The sequence below is a fragment of the Lentzea sp. NBC_00516 genome (genome assembly GCF_036346835.1).
GTDB lineage: Bacteria > Actinomycetota > Actinomycetes > Mycobacteriales > Pseudonocardiaceae > Lentzea > Lentzea sokolovensis.
This window is the reverse complement of the sequence record NZ_CP107840.1, coordinates 3,170,371-3,192,134: the sequence shown is the minus strand read 5'-3', so window position 1 is coordinate 3,192,134 and position 21,764 is coordinate 3,170,371. Positions and strand designations below refer to the sequence as shown.

Here is a 21,764-nt window from a genome sequence, read left to right as displayed (position 1 = left end):
CCTTCCGTCGTGAAGTGGGTCAGCGCTCGGTGCGTCGGCCGAGCTCGTTGTCGATGAACGCGAACACGTCGTCCGCGGAGGCCTCGGTGAGGCGTTCGCGCGCGGCTTCCTTCTTGGCCGTACTGCCGTACTGGGCGAGCAGCTTGCGCAGCCGCGCCGCGACACCCGGCGTTCCGGCGGCGAGCGCGATCTCCACCTGGTCGAGCTCGGTGGTGAGCGCGGGCCGTTCCTCCTGCGCGCCTACCAGCGATCCGTGCAGGTGCGCGGCCAGTTCGGCGGGCGTCGGGTAGTCGAAGACGAGCGTCGCCGCGAGCTTGAGCCCGGTGGCGGCCGCGATGCTGTTGCGCAGCTCCACGGCGGTCAGCGAGTCGAAGCCGAGATCGCGGAACTGCTTGTCGTTGTCGATCGCCACGGGCGTCGCGTGCCCGAGGACGCCGGCCGCGTGCCCGCGCACCAGGTCGAGGACGTGTGGGAGCTGATCCTCCGCGGGCAGCGCCGCCAGCGTCGCGCCGTAGTCCACAGTGGACGCGCCGCCCGCCGTTCGCTTGCCACCACGAACCAGCCCGCGCAACACCGCCGCGACGGGCCCGTCCGAACGTCCGGTGCTGATCCACGCCGGCACCAGGAACGCCTCGTCGCGCGACGTGGCGTCGTCGAACAGCCGCATGCCCTCCTCGACGCTCAACGGCGGCATCCCGCCCCGCCCCATGCGATCCATGGCGCCGTCCTGCAGATGCGCCGTCATGCCACTCGACTGCGCCCACGGCCCCCACGCCAACGACGTCGCCGGCAGTCCCTGCGCACGTCGATGGACGGCGAGTGCGTCGAGGAACGCGTTCGCGGCCGCGTAGTTGCCCTGTCCCGGCGCACCCACGATGCCCGACACCGACGAATACAGCACGAATGCCTTGAGCTTCTGCTTCTTCGTTGCCTCGTGGAGGTTCCACGCGCCGTTGACCTTGGGCTTGAGGACGGTGGCGAGCCGCTCCGGCGTCAGCGACCCGATGATGCCGTCATCGAGCACACCCGCCGTGTGGATGACGGCCGTGAGGTTGACTCCCTTCACCACCTTCCGGACCGCCTTGAGGTCGGCGGTGTCGCAGGCCGCGATCGTGACGTCCGCACCATGCGCCGTCAGTTCCGCCTGCAACGCAACGGCTTCCGGCGCGTCCGGTCCACGCCGCGAAACGAGCAGCAGTCGCTTGGCCCGCCGTTCCGCGACGAGGTGACGCGCCAGCTCCGCACCCAGCCCACCCGTTCCGCCGGTGATCAGCACCGTGCCTTCCGGATCCCACTGCGCCGTCTCGACGGTGTCGGCGACGCGGGCAAGCCGAGCAACGAGGACCTGCCCGTTCCTGACTCGTGCCTGCGTCTCGCCCACGTCCAGCAACCCGATCGGCAGAGGCGCGGAGTCGTCCGTGTCGACCAGCAGGAACCGTCCGGGGTTCTCCGACTGCGCCGACCTGACGAGCCCCCACACCGTCGACGCCGCCAGGTCGTCGCCGCGCTTGACGAACACGACCCGCTCGTCCTGCTGAACCGTGTGAAGTGCCTGCACAGCAAGCGAATGAGCCTCGTTGACGTAATCTTCGCCGCCGCTGATCTCGACGATCGCCGCCTCAGCCTCGGTGAACCGCGGCGCGGGCACCCACTCCAGCCGGAACAGCGAGTCCTGCTGCTGTTGCCTCGTGAGCTTTGAACCGAGGACCACCGTCCGCGCCGAGAAGACCGGCGCCCCTTGCCCGTCAACGGCATCGATCGCGCCACCCAGATGCCGGACCCTCAGCGTCGACGCGCCGATCGCGTGCAGCGACAGACTCCGCCACTCCAGCGGCACGTCCTCGCCGAGCATCGCCTTCTGGATGAGCTCGGGATGCACGCCGTACTGGTTGGCGTCGTCGGATTCCAGCGACACCTCGGCGAACGTCGCGTCCCCGAGCTGCCAGGTGTTCTGCCCGATCTCGACCGCGCCCTTCGGTGGCCACTCACTGACCCGGAAGTCACTCGCGTACTCACCTTCTTTGAGCACGCCATTCGCCAACTGCACCCACCCGTCACCCAGTCGTGTGTGGACGGTGAGCTGCCGCTTTCCTTTCTGTGGCGCGGAAACCGACACCTGCAACACGCCCGCCGTCAACAGCCCGCTGACGACCAGCTCCTCGACGAGCCCGCACCCGACCTGGTCGGCCGCCCGGAACGCGATCTCCGCAAAGGCCGCCTCAGGATGGTCTTCCGTGAGCCTGTTGGTGAAGACCACGGCATCTGACCCGGCGAGCGTCATCGCGGCGCCGAGCACCGGGTGGTCCACCGGCCCAAGTCCGACCGCGGCAACGTCACCAGCGTTCTTGCGCGGCGTAGGCCAGTACCGTTCGTGTTGGAACGGGTAGGTAGGCAGCTTGATCTTGTTGCTTTGAGGGAAGAACGGCGCCCAGTCGACGTCCACCCCTTGCACGAACAGCCTCGCGAGCGCCGTCGTCCACGCCGTGACCTCGTCCTTGTCCTTGCGCAGCGCCGGAATCGCACCGTCGACCAGCGCGCTCAGCACCCCGTCCGGCCCGATCTCCAGGAACGTGGCGTCGCCGATGTGCGCAACGTTGTCCGCGAACCTCACCGCGTCCCGCACATGCCGAACCCAGTGCTCGGCCGTCGTGACGTCGCCGGTCGCCTGCACCGGGATCTTCGGCTCCTGGAACCGGATGTGCTTGATGGCCTCGCGGAAGTCGTCGAGCATCGGCTCCATGAGCGGCGAGTGGAACGCGTGGCTGACCTTGAGCTGCTTGTGCTCCCAGTTCTCGGCGATCTTCCGCGCTCGCGCCTCGTCGCCCGCGACGACCACGGCGTTCTCCCCGTTGACCGCCGCGATGGACACGGCGTCGTTGAGGTGCTTGATGACGTCGCTCTCGCTCGCCCTGACCGCGAACATCGCACCGTTGGCCGGCAACGCCTGCATCAGGCTCGCGCGTGCTTGGACGAGCTTCGCCGCGTCTTCGAGACTGAACACACCAGCGACGTGCGCCGCCGCGATCTCGCCGACCGAATGCCCGGTGACCACGTCGGCCTTGATGCCGAAGCTCTCGGCGAGCCGGTAAAGCGCGACCTCGATCGCGAACAGCGCGGGCTGCGTCCTCGCCGTGCTGTTCAGTTCGGCTTCGTCCGCACCCCAGACGATGTCGCGGATGCCGAGGCGCCGGTCGACCTCGTCGAACGCCGTTTTGAAAGCGCCGAACCGCTCGTACAGCTCCCGGCCCATGCCGAGCCGCTGCGAACCCTGCCCGGAAAAGAGCACGGCGAGCTTCTTCCTGCTTGCCTGTCCGGTGGCGATTTCCGCGCCGTCGAGCAGCACCGCCCGGTGGTCGAAGCGCGACCGGCCGAGCAACGAGAACCCGACGTCTTGCGCGCTCGCCCCGGTCCGCTCGCTGAACTCTGTGATCCGCTCGATCTGAGCGCGCAGCGAATCGGAGGACTTCGCCGAAACGACGACGGGGGCCCCCTTGGGGGGACGCGAAGTCCCCACTCCAATCGTCGCACGCGAGACAGACGATTCCTCGCCCCCAAGATCGACAACTGGCGGGTTGTCCACAGCCGCAGAGTTGTCCACAGATTCCAGCGCGCCCCTCTGACCAGCGCTTGCGGGCGGTACGCTGGAAATTGGGGGGATCCCCGCGGCCGGCGCTTCCAAGATCACGTGCGCGTTCGTGCCGCTGATGCCGAACGACGACACGCCCGCCCGCCAAGGCCGGTCCACCGCGGGCCACGCGGTCGCCGAGGTCAGCAGCGACACCGACCCCGCCGACCAGTCCACGTGCGACGACGGCGAGGTGACGTGCAGCGTGCGCGGCAGGACGCCGTGCCGCATCGCCATCACCATCTTGATCACCGACGCGACGCCCGACGCGGCCTGCGAATGGCCGATGTTCGACTTCAGCGAACCCAGCAGCAGCGGTTCGGAGCGGTCCTGGCCGTAGGTCGCGAGCAGTGCCTGCGCCTCGATCGGGTCACCCAAGGCCGTGCCGGTGCCGTGCGCTTCCACGGCGTCCACATCGGACGTCGACAACCCAGCAGCAGCGAGCGCCGCACGGATCACACGTTGCTGCGACGGGCCGTTGGGCGCGGTCAGGCCGTTGGACGCGCCGTCCGAGTTCACTGCGGAACCGCGCACGACCGCAAGCACCTCGTGGCCTTGAGCGAGTGCATCGGACAGACGCTCGACCACGAGCACACCGACGCCCTCGGCCCATGCGGTGCCGTCGGCGGAATCGGAGAACGCCTTGCAACGTCCGTCACGTGCGAGGCCGCCCTGCTGACTGAACTCCATAAACGTGCCCGGAGACACCAACGTCTGCACGCCGCCGGCGAGCGCCAGAGTGCACTCGCCGTTCCGTAGCGCGGACACGGCCATGTGCAGTGCCACCAACGACGACGAGCACGCCGTGTCGACCGTGATCGACGGTCCTTCCAGACCGAGTACGTAAGAGAGGCGGCCGGACACGATGCTCGGGGACGTTCCGGTGCTGGAGAAGCCCTCACGGGCCTGTTCGGAGTTGATCACGAGCTGGCCGTACTCGAGGCCGCCGGCACCGAGAAAGACGCCGGTGCGCGAGCCGCGCAGGGACAGCGGGTCGAGGCCGCCGTGTTCGAGGGCCTCCCAGGCGGTTTCGAGGATGAGGCGCTGGTTCGGGTCCATCGCGACGGCCTCGCGTGGCGAGATGCCGAAGAACGCCGGGTCGAAGTCCGCGATGCCGTTCAGGAAGCCGCCGTGCCCGGTCACCGACTGTCCGGCGCCGTCGCCGACCACGCCCGTGTCCCAGCCGCGGTCCGCCGGGAAGCCGCTGATCGCGTCCCGCCCGGCCGCCACCAGGTCCCAGAGTTGGTCGGGACTCATGACGTCGCCGGGGAACCGGCAGCCGATGCCCACGATCGCGATCGGCTCGTCGCTGACGGCGCCCGTGAACGACTCGGCCTCGGTCGTGCCGCCGAACAGTTCGACGGCCAGGTGGTCGGCGAGCGCCTGCGGGGTCGGGTAGTCGAAGACGAGCGTCGCCGGGAGCGTGAGGCCGGTCGCCGCGTCGAGGCGGTTGCGCAGTTCCACGGAGGTCAGCGAGTCGAACCCGAGTTGGCTGAACTCCAAACCGGCGTCGATCGTCGCCGCGGATCCGTGGCCGAGAACGGCGGCGGCTTCGGCCAGCACCAGGTCCACGAGGCGGTCCCGGCTGATCTGCACGTCAGAGCGGTTTGTCGCGGTGCGGCGTCCGCCGCGCACGAGGTCACGCAGCAGCGGTGGCACCATGCCGTTCGTGGTGCCGCTGATGACCCGCGCGGGCACGACCTGCGCCGCGTCGACCGTGACCGCCGCGTCGAACAGGGCCAGGCCGAGTTCGAGCGAGAGCGGCGGCATCGAGGACTTCTCCAGCCGTTCGAACGCCGCCGCGTCCATCTGCCCGGTCATGCCGACCTCGGACGTCCACGCGCCCCACGCCAGCGACACCGCGTGCAGCCCCAGCGAACGCCGGTACTGGGCCAGCGCGTCGAGGAACGCGTTGCCCGCCGCGTAGTTGCCCTGACCCGCGGTGCCGAGAACGCCGGACACCGACGAGTACAGGACGAACCGCGCCTCCGGGACGAGCGAGTGCAGGTTCCAGGCGGCATCCACCTTGGGCCGCAACACCTTCGCCAGCCGCTCGGGCGTCATCGACGCGATCACACCGTCGTCCAGCACGCCCGCCGTGTGCACGACTGTGGTCACGTCGTGTCCGTTGAGGACGGCGGCCAACGCGTCGTGGTCGGCCACGTCGCAAGCGGCGATCGTGACGATGGCGCCGTGCGCGATCAGCTCCGCCTGCAGTTCCAACGCGCCGGGGGAGTCGGGTCCGCGCCGGCTCAGGAGCATCAGGCTCCGCGCTCCGGACGCGACGAGGTGCCGCGCCAGCTCCGCACCCAGGCCACCGGTACCACCGGTGATCAGCACGGTGCCGGACCAGTCGACGGGCCGCGCCTCGTGCTCGCCCAGGCGCGCCAGCCGTCCGGCGTAGGCGACGCCGTCCCGGACGACGAGCTGCTGCTCCTCGCTCATCAGCATGCCGGGTTCGACGGTGCTCGACTCGTCGAGGTCGATCAGCAGGAAACGTCCGGGGTCCTCGGCTTGCGCGGCCCGCACGAGGCCCCACACCGCTGCCGCACCAAGATCGCGGACCGGCTCCTGCGCGCCCCGCGTGACGAACACCGTGCGCTCGTCGGCGTTTTGCAGAACCTCCAACGCCTCGATGGTCGCCCGGTGTGCGGCTTCGGCGTCGACGCCGCCCTGGATTTCGACGATCCGGGCGTTGATCTCGGACGCTTCGCCGAGCCGCGCCGGCACCCAGTTCACCTGGAACAACGCCTCACGCACCCGCTGGTCCTGCGGGACCTCAGGCACGTGCACGGTTAACGCGCGCACGGACAACACCGGGTTGCCCTCGGCATCGGCGGCCACGACCCCGACGGAGTCGCCGTTGCGGGTGAGCTGGACCTTCAGCCGCTCTGGGCCGATGGCGTGTAGCGACACGTCCCGCCACTCGAACGGCACGCCCTCACCGAGCAGTTCGCTCGTTCCTTCGAGGGCCTGCGCCAACAACAACGGGTGCACACCGAACGTCGCGGCGTCGTCCACACCTTCGGGCAGCTCGACTTCGACGCCGTCGCCGCTGAACGCCGCGTGGTAGGGCTCGGTGGTGAGCGTGCCGGTGGCGTGCTCGACCCAGGTGTCGCCGTGCTGGGCGTGCACGCTCACCGTGCGCTTGCCGTCCTGCGGCGGACCGACGCGCACCTGCACGGCGACGGCGTCACGTTCCGGCAGATGCAACGGCACGGCCGTAGTGAGGTGTTCGACGCGATCGCAGCCGACGAGGTCGCCCGCGCGGATCGCGAAGTCCAGGAACCCGGTCGCCGGGAACGTCTCGCCGAGCCACGGATGCGTCGCCTTCGCGAGCCGTCCGCTGAGCACCAGCTCGTCGGCGCCCGCGACGGTGACCGCCGCGCCGAGAAGCGGGTGTCCGCCCGATGCGAGGCCATAGGCCGTGAGGTCGCCTGTACGGCCGCCGACGGATGCCTTCGGCCAGAACCGCTCGCGCTCGAAGGCGTACGTCGGGATGTTGATTTGTACACCTCGAATCAACATCTGAGTCAAGTCAACATTGATTCCGTCAACATGTACTTGACTGAGTGCAGTCATCAAGGTGTGCAGTTCAGTCCTGTCGCGCCTCGACGTCGGCACGCCGTTGACGAGCGCGGACAGGACGCTGTCCGGTCCGACCTCGATGAACCGCGTGACGCCCTTGTTCCTGAGCGTCTGGACGTTGTCGTGGAACCGGACGGTGTCGCGGACGTGGTTCACCCAGTAGTCGACGGTGTCGACCTGTCCGGATGTTGACATTCCTACAACCGGCGCGTGGAACGTGAGCCCGCTGATCGCCTCGCGGAAGTCGTCGAGCATCGGCTCCATCAACGGCGAGTGGAACGCGTGACTGACGCGGAGTCGCTTGTGCTTCCAGTTGGCCGCGATGGCTCCGGCTTCTTGTTCGTCGCCGGCGATGACGACGGAGTTGAGTGCGTTGACCGCAGCGATGGAGACGTTCGCGGTGAGGTGCGGCGTGACCTCGGCCTCGGTGGCTTGGACGGCGATCATCGCGCCGGTCTGTGGGAGGGCCTGCATGAGGCGGGAGCGTGCTTGGACGAGTTTGCTGGCGTCTTCGAGGCTCAGGACGCCGGCGACGTGCGCGGCCGCGATCTCGCCGATGGAGTGGCCCGCGACGTGGGCGGGCTTGATCCGGAACTCCTCCAGCAGCCGGAACAACGCCACCTCGAACGCGAACAGCGCGGGCTGCGCGTTGGCGGTCTGGTCGAGCGCGTCGGCGTCGATGCCCCAGATGAGGTCGCGCAGGCCCGGTTCGAAGTGGGAGAGGACGGCGTCGAACGTGTCCGCGAAGGTGCTGAACCGCTCGTACAGCCCCTTGCCCATGCCGAGGCGCTGCGAGCCCTGCCCGGAGAAGACCACCGCGAGCGTGTGCTCGCCGGCGACGCCGTTCGCGACTTCCTCGCCGTCGATCAGGACCGCGCGGTGAGCGAACCGCGACCGCTTCGACAGGGTGTGGGCGACGTCGAGCGGGTTCGCGCCGGCGGCGAGGACGGCCTTGATCCGCTCGACCTGAGCGCGCAGCGAGCCCGCCGACTTCGCCGACACGAGCAACGGCACCGCGGCCGTCGCGCCTGGCGTGCCTGCGAGGTCCGCCGGCGACGCCCCGCCGTTCGGGATCGATTCGGATTGGCCGGCCCCCTGGGGGGAACTACCCCCCATCCCAATCATCTCAGGAAGGTCTGACAGTTCTGGGGCACTCGGAGCTTCCAAGATCACGTGCGCGTTCGTGCCGCTGATGCCGAACGACGAGACGCCCGCGCGGCGTGGGCGGTCCACCGTCGGCCAGGCGGTGGTGGAGGTCAGGAGTTCGACGGCGCCCGTGGACCAGTTGATGTGGGACGACGGCGAGGTGACGTGCAGAGTGCGGGGGAGTTGGCCGTGGTGCATTGCCAGCACCATCTTGATGACGCCCGCCGCGCCCGCTGCCGCCTGCGTGTGGCCCAGGTTGGACTTCACCGAGCCGAGCAGCAGCGGTTCTGCGCGGTTCTGGCCGTAGGTGGCCAACAGCGCGTGTGCCTCGATCGGGTCGCCCAGGACGGTGCCGGTGCCGTGGGCCTCGACGGCGTCCACATCGGACACCGACAGGCCGCCCGAGGCGAGGGCCGCGCGGATCACGCGTTGCTGGGAGGGGCCGTTCGGGGCGGTGAGGCCGTTGGAGGCGCCGTCGGAGTTGAACGCGGAACCGCGCACCAGGGCGAGCACCGGGTGGCCGGCGGCGACAGCGTCAGAGTGGCGCTCCACCACCAGGACGGCTGCGCCTTCGGACCAGACCGTGCCGTCCGCGGAGTCGGAGAACGCCTTGCACAGGCCGTCCTGGGCTAGTCCGCCCTGGCGGGAGAAACCGGAGAACGAGGTGGGCGTTGCCATGACCGTGACGCCGCCGGCCAGGGCCAGGGAGCATTCACCGCCACGCAGCGACTGGGCGGCGAGGTGCAGCGCTACCAGGGCTGAGGAGCAGGCGGTGTCGACGGTGACGGCGGGTCCTTCGAGGCCCAGCGCGTAGGAGATGCGGCCGGAGATCACCGACGCGGCCAGGCCGGTGCCCGCGTGGCCTTCGAGGTCTTCGTTGGAGGCCATCACTACGTGTTGATAGTCCTGGCCGTTGGTGCCCACGAAGACGCCGGTCCGTGAAGCTCGCAGCAAAGCGGGGTCGATGCCTGCGCGTTCGAAGGCCTCCCAGGAGGTTTCGAGCAGGAGGCGTTGCTGCGGGTCCATCGCGAGGGCTTCGCGGGGGGAGATGCCGAAGAACGACGCGTCGAAGTCCGCGGCACCGTTCAGGAAGCCGCCGCGGATGGGTTCGGTCGTGTCCCAGCCGCGGTCCGCCGGGAAGGACGTGATCACGTCCTCGCCCGCCATCAGCACGCGCCACAGGTCGTCCGGCGAGTCGATGCCGCCGGGGAAGTGGCAGGCCATGCCGACGATCGCGATGTCGTCGGTGTCTGCGAGACGAACGTGCTCCTCGGCGACGACGGAGGTGTCGCCGAGGAGTTCGTCCAGCAGGAACTCCGCGAGCGCCAGCGGTGTCGGGTAGTCGAACACCAGGCTGGCGGGCAGCGCGAGTCCCGTGATCGAGGAGAGGTGGTTGCGCAGGTCGACAGCGGTCAGCGAGTCGAAACCGATGTCGCGGAACGCCTTGTCGGACGCGACCGCCTCCTTGCCCGCGTGCCCGAGCACCACCGCCGCACGCATGCGGACGAGGTCGAGCACCGGGGTGACGCGTTCGCCGGTGGGCAGGGAACGCAGTGAACGCCGGAACTCCGCGGCGGCCGAGTCGCTCTCGGCGCGGGCGGCGGCGAGTTCGTCCAGCGCCTCGCGGGCACCGGGCAGTTCCGACATCACCGGTGTCGGTCGCAGGCTCAGCAACGCCATGAGCAGCTGCGGAGCGCGCAGGTCCGCGACGACCGCCGTGGCCGTGCCGTGTGCGACGAGGTGGCGCAGCGCGGTGATCGCGAGCTCCGGGTCCAGCGACGCCGCGCCGACCTGCTTGATGTGCTCGGCGACGCGGTCGTCGCCCGCCATGCCGTCGCCGGCCCAGGCGCCCCAGGCGATCGACGTCGCGGCGCGCCCCGCCTGGTGGCGTTGCTGGGCGATCGCGTCGAGCACGGAGTTCGCGGCGGCGTAGTTGCCCTGGCCCATGTTGCCGACCGAGCCCGCGACCGAGGAGAACAGGACGAACGCGTCGAGGTCCATGTCGCGCGTCAGTTCGTCGAGCACGAACGCCGAGTTCACCTTCGACTCGAACACCTTCGTGAACGCGTCGGGCGTCAGGCTGTCGAACATCATGTCGTCGAGCACGCCGGCCGCGTGCACGACGGCCTTGACGTCCGGCGTCAGCAGTTCGGCGACGGCGTCCCGGTCGGAGACATCACATGCCACCACAACGGTTTCCGCTCCGAACGCGGTGATCTCGGCCTGGAGATCGGTCGCGCCGGGGGAGTCGGGGCCGCGCCTGCTGACCAGGACGATCTTCGCGGCTCCGCGCTGGGCGAAGTCACGGGCCAGATGAGCGCCGAGAGCACCGGTACCACCGGTGATCACCACGGTTCCGGACGGCGTCCACTCGACCCCGTTCGCTTGCGCGCCAACGACAACACGCCTACCGAACACCCCAGCGGAACGGACCGCTGTTTGGTCCTCGTCGCTGGACAGCACGCACGTGAACCGGTGCGCGACGCGGTCGTCGATGTCGTCCGGCAGGTCGATCAGACCGCCCCAGCGCTGCGGGTACTCCAGCGACGCTACGCGTCCGAGGCCCCACACGCCGGTCTGCCAGGGTTGCGTGAGCAGGTCGTGGCGTCCGGTCGACACCGCGCTGCGGGTGATGACCCACAACGGCGCGTTGATGTCCACGTCGCCCAACGCCTGGATGAGCGCGGTCGTGCCGACGACCGGGGCCAGTTCGTCGAGATCGTCCAGCGCCAGCAACGAGATCACGCCCGTGTAGCGCTTTTGGTTGAACTCGACCAGCTGCCCGGTCAGGTACTCGCGGTCGGCCCACGCCACTTCGAGCACAGTGACGTCGTTGCCGAGGGAGGCCAACAACGTGCGCACCCAGGCGTCCTCGGACAGCGACATCGGCACCGCTACGAACCACGAGCCTTGCGCCGGTTTGAGGCCGGTGATGGGCGTCCACGACTCCTCGTGCAACCAGGAGTCCACAGTGGACTTCGTGGATCGCTTCTGCCGCCACGCGGACAGGCCCGGCAGCACGCCGGCCCAGGTGTCCGGGTCCATGTCGAGCGTCGTGGCGAGCTGGGTGGCGTCCTGCTGCTCGACGGCGGCCCAGAACTCGGCGTCGATCGGGTCATGGCCGGTGGTCGGTGCCTGGGCGATCTCCGGCCAGTAGCGCTCGTGCTGGAACGGGTAGGTGGGCAGGTCGATCGTGCGGCCGTCGAGCTGCCAGTCGACCTTGACGCCGATGACGTGCAGGCGGGCGAGCGCGGTCAGCCACGCGTCGGACTCGGTCCGGTCGCGGCGCTGGGCGGGGATGGCGCCGGTGAGGCCGCTCAGGACGCCGTCGGGGCCGATCTCCAGGAACGCGTTGGCGCCCTTGGCTTTCAGGGCTTCGACGTTGTCGTGGAAACGGACTGCGTAGCGGACGTGCCGCACCCAGTACTCGGGGTCGGTGACGTCCGCCTGCGCTTGGATCGGGATCTGCGGTTGGTGGAAGGTGAGTGTGCTGATGGCCCCGCGGAAGTCGTCTAGCATCGGTTCCATCAGCGGGCTGTGGAACGCGTGGCTGACCTTGAGGCGAGTGGTCTTGCGGCCCTTGAACTTGTCGGTGATCCGTTGCGTTTCGTGGTCGTCGCCCGCGATGACGATGGAGTTCTCCGCGTTGACGGCGGCGATGGAGACGTTCGCGGTGAGGTGCGGGGTGATCTCGGCTTCGGTGGCCTGGATCGCGATCATCGCGCCGGTCTGCGGGAGGGCCTGCATGAGGCGGGCGCGTGCTGCTACGAGTTTGGCGGCGTCTTCGAGGGTGAGGACGCCGGCGACGTGTGCGGCGGCGATCTCGCCCACTGAGTGGCCCGCCAGGAACTTCGGGGTGATGCCGGTGCTTTCGGCGAGGCGGTAGAGGGCGACTTCGAAGGCGAACAGGGCGGGCTGCGTGTTGCCGGTCTGGTTGAGCGCGTCGGGGTCGTCGCCCCACATGACCGGTGTGACGTCGAGGTGCTGGGCGATTTCGTCGAGCGCGGCTTTGAAGACCGGCTGGGTTTCGTACAGCTCTTTGCCCATGCCGAGGCGTTGGGCGCCTTGGCCGCTGAACAGGATTGCCAGCGTTTGGGGGGTGGCGACGCCTTCTGCCAGTGTCGCGCCGTCTCGCAGCACGGCGCGATGGTCGAACGTCACGCGGTGGTGCAGCAGGGAGTAGGCGACGTCTTGAGGGTTCGCGCCGCTCTTTGCGAGGGCGTTGATCTGGTCGATCTGGGCTTGGAGGGCTTCAGGCGACTTCGCCGACACGAGCAACGGCGGTGCGCCGAGGGGGCTCGTCGAAGCCGTCGCGCTCTTCGGGATCGATTCGGATTGACCGGCCCCCTGGGGGGAACTACCCCCCATCCCAATCATCTCAGGCAGGTCTGACAATTCCTGAGCGGTCGGGGCCGCTTCGATGATCACGTGGGCGTTGGTGCCGGACAGGCCGAACGACGAGATGCCGGCGCGATGAGGGCGGTCCACCGCAGGCCACGGGGTGTTCTCGGTCAGCAGTGACACGTTGCCCGCCGACCAGTCCACGTGCGTGGTCGGCGACGTCAGGTGCAGGGTGCGCGGGAGCAGGCCGTTGCGCAGCGACAGCACGAGCTTGATCACGCCCGCGACACCGGCGGCGGCCTGGGCGTGGGCGATGTTCGACTTGATGGAACCCAGCAGGAGCGGTGCCGTGCGGTTCTGGCCGTACGTTGCCAGCAGGGCCTGGGCTTCGATCGGGTCGCCCAGGACGGTGCCGGTGCCGTGAGCCTCCACGGCGTCCACGTCCGAAGTGGACAGACCGGAGTTGGCGAGGGCCTGGCGGATCACGCGTTGCTGCGCGGGGCCGTTCGGTGCGGTCAGACCGTTCGAGGCGCCGTCCTGGTTGATGGCGGAGCCGCGCACGACGGCCAGGATCTGGTGGCCTGCGCGCAGAGCGTCGGACTGGCGTTCGATCACCAGCACGCCGACGCCTTCCGCCCAGCCCGTGCCGTTGGCGTCCTCGGAGAACGAGCGGCAGCGCGCGTCGCTGGCCAGGCCGCCCTGGGCGTTGAAGCCGGCGAAGCTCATCGGGGTCGACATCACGGTCACGCCGCCGACCAGGGCCATCGTCGTCTCGCCGGAGCGGATCGAGTTCGCGGCCAGGTGCAGGGCGACCAGTGAGGCCGAGCAGGCGGTGTCGACGGTGAGGGCTGGGCCTTCGAGGCCGAAGGTGTAGGAGAGGCGGCCGGAGATCACCGCGGACGACAGGCCCGTTGACGCGTGGCCCTCGACCTCGTCGCGGGAGCGCAGGATCAGGTTGGTGTAGTCCTGGCCGTTCGTGCCGATGTAGACGCCGGTCTTCGTACCGCGCAACGACGTCGCGTCGATGCCGGCTCGTTCGACGGCCTCCCAGGCGACTTCGAGGAGCTGGCGTTGCTGCGGGTCCATGGCGAGGGCTTCGCGCGGGGAGATGCCGAAGAAGCCCGCGTCGAACTGCGTCGCGCCGTGCAGGAAGCCGCCTTCGACGGTGCCGCCCATCGCCTCGGCCTCCCAGCCGCGGTCGTGGGGGAACGTCGTGACGCCGTCGCCGCCGGTGACGAGCAACTGCCAGAGGTCTTCCGGCGAGTTCACGTCGCCGGGCAGGCGGCAGGCCATGCCGACGATCACGATCGGGTCCTCGAGATCGGCCTGGCCCTGGGCGACGACGTCGTCGGAGAGTCCCTCTCCGGTCAGTTCGGCGAGAAGGTGTTCGGCCACGGTCTGCGGGGTCGGGTAGTCGAAGATCAGCGTCGCCGGGAGCGAAAGGCCGGTGGCCAGGGCGAGGGCGTTGCGCAGTTCGATGGCGGTCAGCGAGTCGAAGCCGAGCGCGCGGAACTCCCTGTCCTCCGCGATCCCGTCGGCGTGGATGACCTTCGCGGCCTCCTCGCGGACCACCTCGACCACGAACGGCAGCCGGTCGGCAGAGGGCAGGCCGGTGAGCTTCAACGCCAGGCCGCCGCTGCGGGCGTTCGAGGCGGTGCGTCGTCCGGGGCGGGCGCGCTCGGGGACGAACGGCGCGAGGAACGCCTCGTCGGTCCTGATGGCGGCGTCGAACAGAGCCGGATCCCACGTGTCCATCGCGAGCGCCAGGCCCGGCTGGCCGAGACCGCGGCGGTGGGCGGCGAGGGCTTCGAGGTAACTGTTCGCGGAGGCGTGGGCACCCTTGCCGACCGCACCGACGACCTCGGCGATCGACGTCAGCACGACGAACGGAACGTCACCGCACAGCGTGTGCAGCAGCCACGCCGTGTCGGCCTTGGCCTGGAAGACGGTGTCGAGCCGGTCCGGAGTCAGGGCACCGACGACGCCGTCGTCCTGGAGGTCGGCCGCGTGCACGATCGCGGCCAGGTCGTCCACAGTGGACAAGAGTTCGGAAAGCGCGTCCCAGTCGGTGACCGTGACGACCCTGCGCACCCCGGGGAGGGCTCCGACGTGTTGCTCGATCTCGGGGACGTCACCCGTGACTACGACAGTGCCGTCCCACGAGGGGTCGGCGGAGTGGCCGGAGGCGCGGCTGAACCGGCCGACGCGCACCTCGCCGTCGCGGACGACGGCCTGGGTTTCGCCGAGGTCGAAGAGCGACGCGAGGCCGTCCGGGAGGGAGTCCTCGACGTCGAGCAGCAGGAATCTGCCGGGGTGCTCGACCTGCGCCGACCGCACCAGGCCCCACACGGCCGCGCCCGCCAGATCGTCCCCGGACAGGGCACCTCGCGTGACGAACACCAGCCGGGAGTTGGTCAGGAGCGACTCCTGGATGAGCAGCAGCGCCTGCCAGGAATCGGTGACCGGCACGAGGACGGTATCCGGTGTGGATTCGCCCGCCAGCGAGTCCACGACCGGAACACCGAGTCCGAGGAGGTCCTCACCGAGCACGGCCCAGTCGTTCGCGCCGTGGATCTCGATCGGGACCCAGTCGAGCCGGTACAGCTCGGTGCGTTGCGTCGCCGCCAACTCGCGGAACGAGATGGCGGCGTCCAGGACCGCGTCCCCGTTGGCGTCGGCGGCGGTGAGCTGAACCCGTCCGTCCTTTTCGGACAGGCGGACGCGGAGGAGTTCGGCGCCGGTGGCGTGCAACGTGACCGAACGCCAGTCCGCGGCTTCGCCTTCGACGCCCAGGAAGGACGCGGCGTTCAGGGCGGCGTCCAGCAGAGCCGGGTGGATGCCGAAACCGGTGGCGTCGCTGGACAACGCGACCTCGGCGAAGATCTCGTCCTTCCGCTGCCAGACCGCGCGGAGGCTCTCGTCGTGGGAGCTGTCGACGACCTGCGCGCCCTTCGGCGGCCACACGGTGATGTTCTCGGGCTGAGTGCCGGTGCCGAGCCTGCCTTCGGCGTGCTCGACCCAGTCTTGCTGGTCGGCGCGGGAGTGCAGGGTGAAACGGCCGTCGGTACCGACGTGGAGCTGAACCTGCACGGAACCGTTTCCTGTCAACCGCAACGGCTCGATCGTGGTGAGTTCTTCTACACCACCGTGGTCGGTGAGGTCTGCCGCTTTCAGTGCCAGCTCGACGAAACCGGCGGTCGGGAAGGCCGGCCACTGCGAACCGGAGAGCGTGCCGGTGAGGATCAGCTCGCCCGACCCGGCGACGGTCATGGCCGCGCCGAGCAGCGGGTGCCCGGCAGGGGAGAGGCCGAGTCCGGTGGCGTCGCCCGCGCTCACCGAGACCGACGGCCAGTACGGCGCGTGCTCGAAGGCGTAGGTGGGCAGGTCGACGCGTCTGCCGCCGGGGTAGCAGGGCAGCCAGTCGACTCGCGTGCCGCTGACGTGCAGGCGGGCCAAGGCGGTTTCGAACGCCCCGACCTCGTCGCGGTCCTTGCGGATCGTCGGTATGGCGCCTTCGACCAGTGCGGCGAGGACGCCGTCCGGGCCGACTTCCAGGAACGTCTTGCCTTGCAGGGCTTGGACGTTGTCGTGGAAGCGGACGGTGTTGCGGACGTGTTGCACCCAGTACTCGGGATTGGTGACGTCGGCACCGTGGACGGGGATCTGCGGCTCGTGGAAGGTGAGGGTGCTGATGGCTTCTCGGAAGTCCGCGAGCATCGGTTCCATCAACGGGCTGTGGAACGCGTGCGAGACGCGGAGCTGCTTGTGCTTCCAGCGCTGGGCGAGTTCGAGGGTCGGGTCTTCGTCGCCGGCGATGACGACGGAGGCGGGGCCGTTGACGGCGGCGATGGTGACGGTGCCGGTGAGGTGCGGCGTGACGTCGGCTTCGGAGGCTTGGACGGCGACCATCGCGCCGGTCTGGGGGAGGGCCTGCATGAGGCGGGCGCGTTCGGTGACGAGGGTCCTGGCGTCGTCGAGGCTGAGGACGCCGGCGACGTGTGCGGCGGCGATCTCGCCGATGGAGTGGCCGGCGAGGTGGGCCGGTGCGACGCCGAAGTGTTCCAGGAGGCGGTACAGCGCCACTTCGAACGCGAACAGTGCCGGTTGGGCGTTGCCGGTCTGGTTGAGCAGGTCTTCGTCGTCGCCCCAGATGATCTGCCTGAGTTCGGGGGTGGTGCAGGTGTCGAAGGCTTGTTCGAACACGGGGTAGCGGGCGTGGAGTTGCTTGCCCATGCCGAGGCGTTGGGCGCCTTGGCCGGTGAAGAGCATCGCGAGCTCGGTGCGCTTGGCCTGGCCGGTGATCTCGGTGTCGGCCAGGAGGACGGCGCGGTGTTCGAAGAGCGTGCGGGTGGTGATGAGGGAGTGGCCGATGTCGCGCGGGTCGCCGGGGTGGGTGCGGATGCGGTCGATCTGGGCGCGCAGGGAGGCTTCGGACTTGGCGGACACGATGAGCGGCACCGGGCCCGCCGCACTCTTCGGGATCGATTCGGATTGACCGGCCCCCTGGGGGGAACCACCCCCCATCCCAATCATCTCAGGCAGGTCTGACAATTCCTGAGCGCTCGGGGCGGCCTCGATGATCACGTGCGCGTTGGTGCCCGACACGCCGAACGACGACACAGCGGCACGCCGCGCGCGATCAGACTCCGGCCACGAACGGGCCGTGGTCACCAGGGAGACGTCACCAGCTGACCAGTCGACGTGTGTGGAGGGGCGGGACACGTGCAGAGTCGCGGGCACGACGCCGTGCTGCATCGCCTGCACCATCTTGATGATGCCCGCGACACCGGCTGCGGCCTGGGTGTGGCCGATGTTCGACTTCACGGAGCCGAGCAGCAAAGGCGAAGGACGGTCCGCGCCGTACACGGCAAGCAGGCTACGGGCCTCGATCGGATCGCCCAGAGCGGTGCCGGTGCCGTGCGCCTCTACAACGTCCACATCGGACGGAGCCAGGCCGGCGCGGTCGAGGGCGGCGCGGATGACTCGTTGCTGGGCGCGGCCGTTCGGGGCGGTGAATCCGTTGGAGGCGCCGTCGGAGTTGACGGCCGAACCGCGCACCACAGCCAGAACGGGGTAGCCCAAAGCCTGAGCGTCCGACAAACGAGCCAGTGCGAGCATGCCGACGCCCTCGGACCAGCCGGTGCCGTCCGCGTCGTCGGAGAACGCCTTGCAGCGGCCGTCGCGGGCCAGGCCGCCCTGGCGGGAGAACTCGACGAGTGAGCCGGGGGTGCACATGACGTTCACGCCGCCGGCCAGGGCGAGCGTGCACTCGCCGCCGCGCAGGGCGTTCACAGCCAGGTGCAGGGAGACCAGCGACGAGGAGCAGGCCGTGTCGACGGTCAGGGTCGGGCCCTCGAAGCCGAACGCGTAGGAGATCCGGCCTGATTCTGCGGAGGCGGCGATGCCGGTGCCGACGTCGCCGGTCGCGTCGTCCAGGCCGCGGATCAGGAGGTGTTCGTAGTCCTGGCCGTTGGTGCCGACGTACACGCCTGTGCGGGAGCCGCGGAGAGTGGACGGGTCCAGGCCGGCTCGTTCCAATGCCTCCCAAGACACTTCGAGCAGCAGACGTTGTTGCGGGTCCATGGTCACCGCCTCGCGCGGTGAGATGCCGAAGAACGCCGGGTCGAAGTCGGCCAGGCCGTGCAGGAAACCGCCCTGGACCGACACGCTGTTGCCGCGGGCGTCTACTCCGCTGCCGAGCAACGAGTCCACGTCCCAGCCGCGGTCGGCGGGAAAGCCCGTGATCGCGTCCCTGCCGGTGGACACCAGGTCCCAGAGTTGTTCCGGGGACGTGATTCCGGCGGGGAATCGGCAGGCCATGCCGATGATCGCCACCGGCTCGCCGGCCGCGGCCACCAGTTGCCGGTTGGCGCGGCGCAGGCGGTCGGCCTCCTTCACGGCCGCACGCAGCGCCTCGACAACCTTCTCACTGGAGTTGCTCATGCTCTGCGCTCCGTCAGTCCGAATCCCGCGGTGCTCCCCGTTGGCACATTCGAACAGCCGAACCAGTAGTGGATTCCACAGCTTCTGCCAGATGAGAACGTTTCCACGGCGGGGCTTGGGAACGTGACCACGCAGCGTGATCCACGCTGGGGCGTTCGGACGCCTGCGACGTGTCGTGGTGCCCCGAAAGTGGGTTCACCCATTAGTGGCACTTGATTTCTCAATCAAGATCAACTGTGGTTAAGGTGCGCGCGATCAAGGTTGTTCTCATTGTTCGAGGTGGCGCGTCAGATGTATCAGCAGTGGCACGTGAGTGCGTTCTTAGCTTCCGCCGACACGGTCGTCAGCAATGAGATAGTCGAAACGGTCCGCGAGTTGCGGGCGAGGGTGCTCTTTGATCGTGGACGCCGACCGGCGTTTCGCGGTGAGGACGGCCGGCACGTCGACGATCAGGACCTCGACTACGGCGCCTGGCACTTCGTCGCACGCAAAGAGCCAGGTGGGCCGCCTCTCGGCTACATCAGGCTGTCGACACCGGCGACCGGCGAGCTGTTCCAGTCCCGGGCATTTCTCGGCGATGCCGGATTCGAACGAATTCTCCGCGAGGCCGGCGTCACGCCCGGAGAAACGTTTGAGCACAGTCGACTCGTGGTCGAACATCGGGCGCGGAAACTGGGACTCGGCGCCTATTTGAACGCCGTCGCGATCGGCGCCGCACACGCTCTGGGTGCGAAAGCGATGATCGGCACGTCCGGGACGAAGGACGGCCAGCACCTGTTCCACGAACGATTCGGCTTCCGGTGTGTCGAGGGGACGCGCCGACACGTCGAGCACTACACCGAGGACGTCGTGATCATGTTCCACGACGTCGAAGCCGGTGCCGGCGAATACCACGAACTCGTCACGAGGATGCGTGGAGAGTTCCCCGAGCTGGCGGCGGTCGAGCACGCTCCCGCCGTCGCGCTCAGTCACCGGCGGCCGCACGAGCTCCACGGCAACGCGGACACCACGGCCTGGCAACCGGTCCTCCTCACCCCAACGGTCGCGGCCGATCGGGAAGCACTGCAACGACTTCTGGACTCCGGCCGGGTCCGCGAGGTCCACGACACGATCGACGCGCAGATCGACGAGCTCGTCCGCAGCCGCGAACCCTGGCTGCCTCCGCACGAGGACCTCACCCGGCGCAAGCACGAGCAACTCGGCGGACTCACCGACTGGGAGTACGGCACCTGGGTCTTCTACCCGTGGTCCCAGCGGCTCGTGCACGTGCTGCCCCGCGAGGAGTTCCGGCTGGTCCGCACCGACCGCAACCGCGGCAAGATCGAACGCCCGCAGCAGAGGTCGTTGCTGGGACGCAGGATCGGCGTGATCGGCCTGTCGGTCGGCAACAGCGCCGCCGTCACGTTCGCCCTCGAGGGCATCGGCGGCAGGTTCAAGCTCGCCGACTTCGACGAGTTCGGTCTGTCCAACCTGAACCGGCTGCGCGCGGGTGTGCACCACCTCGGCGTGAACAAGGCAGTCATCTCGGCGCGGCAGATGTTCGAGATCGACCCCTACCTCGACATCGAGATCTTCACCGACGGGCTCACCAGGCAGAACCTCGACGAGTTCACCGACGGCCTGGACCTGGTCGTCGAGGAGTGCGACACCCCGTACGCGAAGATCGCCGCCAGGGAGGCGGCCCGTCGGCGCGGCATCCCCGTCGTCATGGACTGCAACGACCGAGGCATGCTCGACGTCGAGCGGTTCGACCAGGAACCGAATCGGCCGCTGCTGCACGGCCTGATCGGCGACGTCACCGCCGACGAGCTCGAAACCCTGTCGAAACAACAAAAGGTCGACCTGATCCTCGCCATGGTCGACGCCGAACGCATCAGCCCCGAGCTGCGCGCGTCGTTCGGCGAACTCGGCAGGACGCTCAGCAGCTGGCCGCAGCTCGCGTCCGGCGTGGCGCTCGGCGGCGCGCTCACCGCCGAGGCCGCCCGCCGGATCCTGCTCGGCGCCGAGTGCGTGTCCGGCCGGTTCTACGTCGACTTCGCCGACCTGATCACGCCCGCCACCAACACCGCCAGGAGCTCCGTGTGATCCCGGTGGCGTTGAAGGGAACCGGTGTCCACCTGCCCGAACGGATCGTCACCAACGACGACCTCGCGCGCATGGTCGACACGTCCGACGAGTGGATCACCAGCCGGACCGGGATTCGCGAACGACGCTGGCTCGCACCGGATCGCGCCGTCTCGGACATGTGCGTCGCCGCGGCCAGGGACGCGCTCGCGAGTTCCGAGACGACCGTCCACGACGTCGACGTGATCATCGTCGCCACCTACACGTGGGACCAGCCGCTGCCGTCCACGGCGCTGATCGTCAAGGACGCACTCGGGGCGCACCGGGCGTTGACGCTCGACGTCACGCAGGCCGCGTGCGCGAACGGCGTGCAGGCGTTGCTGCTCGCGGCACACCTGCTGCAGTCCTCGGCCGCCCGCACGGTGCTCGTGATCGCGGCCGACTGCGCCAGCCGCGTCACGGACCCGCAGGAACGCACGAGCCGCATCTTCTTCGGTGACGCGGCCGCGGCGGCGGTGCTGCACCGCGGTGACGGCGACAGCGGCCTGCTGTCCTGGGACTTCGGCTCCGAACTGTCCTACGACGTGCAGATCAAGGCCGGCGGTTCACGGCTGCCCACGAGCGAGTCGACCGTCGAGCGACGAGAGCACTTCGTCACCATGAACGGCCGGGCGGTCTGGGACACCGCGACGAGGTGGCTGCCCGACAGCATCCTCACCGCGGCGGCGAAGGCGGAGGTGCCGATCGAACGGATCGACCACTTCTTCCTGCACCAGGCCAACCTGAACATCATCAACGCCGCGCTCGACAAGCTCGCCGTCCCCGCCGCGAAGGCACCGGTCACGCTCGACCGGCTCGGCAACACCGGGTCGGCAGGGGTGTTCACCGCACTGCACTCGCGGTTCGGGGAGCTGCGCAAGGGCGACGTGTTCGTCATGTCCGCGATCGGTGCCGGGTTCCAGTGGGGAACCCTCTGCTTCCGGCACTAAAACGAGTTGCTCCTACCGGCGGCCCGGTGTTGCATGCGAAGGGCACCGGGCCTCTGGGGGAGTTGATC

Annotated in this window: 4 protein-coding genes; 2 read left to right on the top strand and 2 right to left on the bottom strand. The window is 69.2% G+C overall.

Annotated elements, in window-relative coordinates; genetic code table 11:
* Positions 1–19: 19 nt before the first annotated feature.
* Positions 20–18,643: a type I polyketide synthase gene (locus tag OG205_RS14225; RefSeq protein WP_330276707.1), complete on the bottom strand. Its 18,624-nt coding sequence runs from the start codon at positions 18,641–18,643 to the stop codon at positions 20–22.
* A 321-nt stretch (positions 18,644–18,964) separates the two neighbouring features.
* The gene (locus OG205_RS14220; protein WP_330276706.1) at positions 18,965–19,303 is read right to left on the bottom strand and encodes a hypothetical protein; all 339 of its coding nucleotides are present in this window, start codon (positions 19,301–19,303) and stop codon (positions 18,965–18,967) included.
* On the opposite strand from OG205_RS14220, the gene OG205_RS14215 reads away from it, so the two are divergent.
* Together OG205_RS14215 and OG205_RS14210 are read left to right on the top strand one after the other, a co-directional pair.
* Positions 19,292–20,728, top strand: a complete 1,437-nt coding sequence (locus OG205_RS14215; RefSeq protein ID WP_330276705.1) for a ThiF family adenylyltransferase — start codon at positions 19,292–19,294, stop codon at positions 20,726–20,728. The two genes, OG205_RS14220 and OG205_RS14215, sit on opposite strands and share 12 nt — an antisense overlap.
* Positions 20,725–21,696 (top strand): 3-oxoacyl-ACP synthase III family protein, encoded by a 972-nt coding sequence (locus OG205_RS14210; protein ID WP_330276704.1) that lies wholly within the window; start codon positions 20,725–20,727, stop codon positions 21,694–21,696. The genes OG205_RS14215 and OG205_RS14210 overlap by 4 nt, the downstream gene beginning before the upstream one ends.
* Positions 21,697–21,764 lie beyond the last annotated feature (68 nt).

What these genes read in the sequence shown, in the direction of transcription:
- OG205_RS14225 (WP_330276707.1), bottom strand. Translation starts at nt 18,643, where the DNA reads ATGAGCAACTCCAGTGAGAAGGTTGTCGAGGCGCTGCGTGCGGCCGTG.
- OG205_RS14220 (WP_330276706.1), bottom strand. Translation starts at nt 19,303, where the DNA reads ATGTTCGACCACGAGTCGACTGTGCTCAAACGTTTCTCCGGGCGTGAC.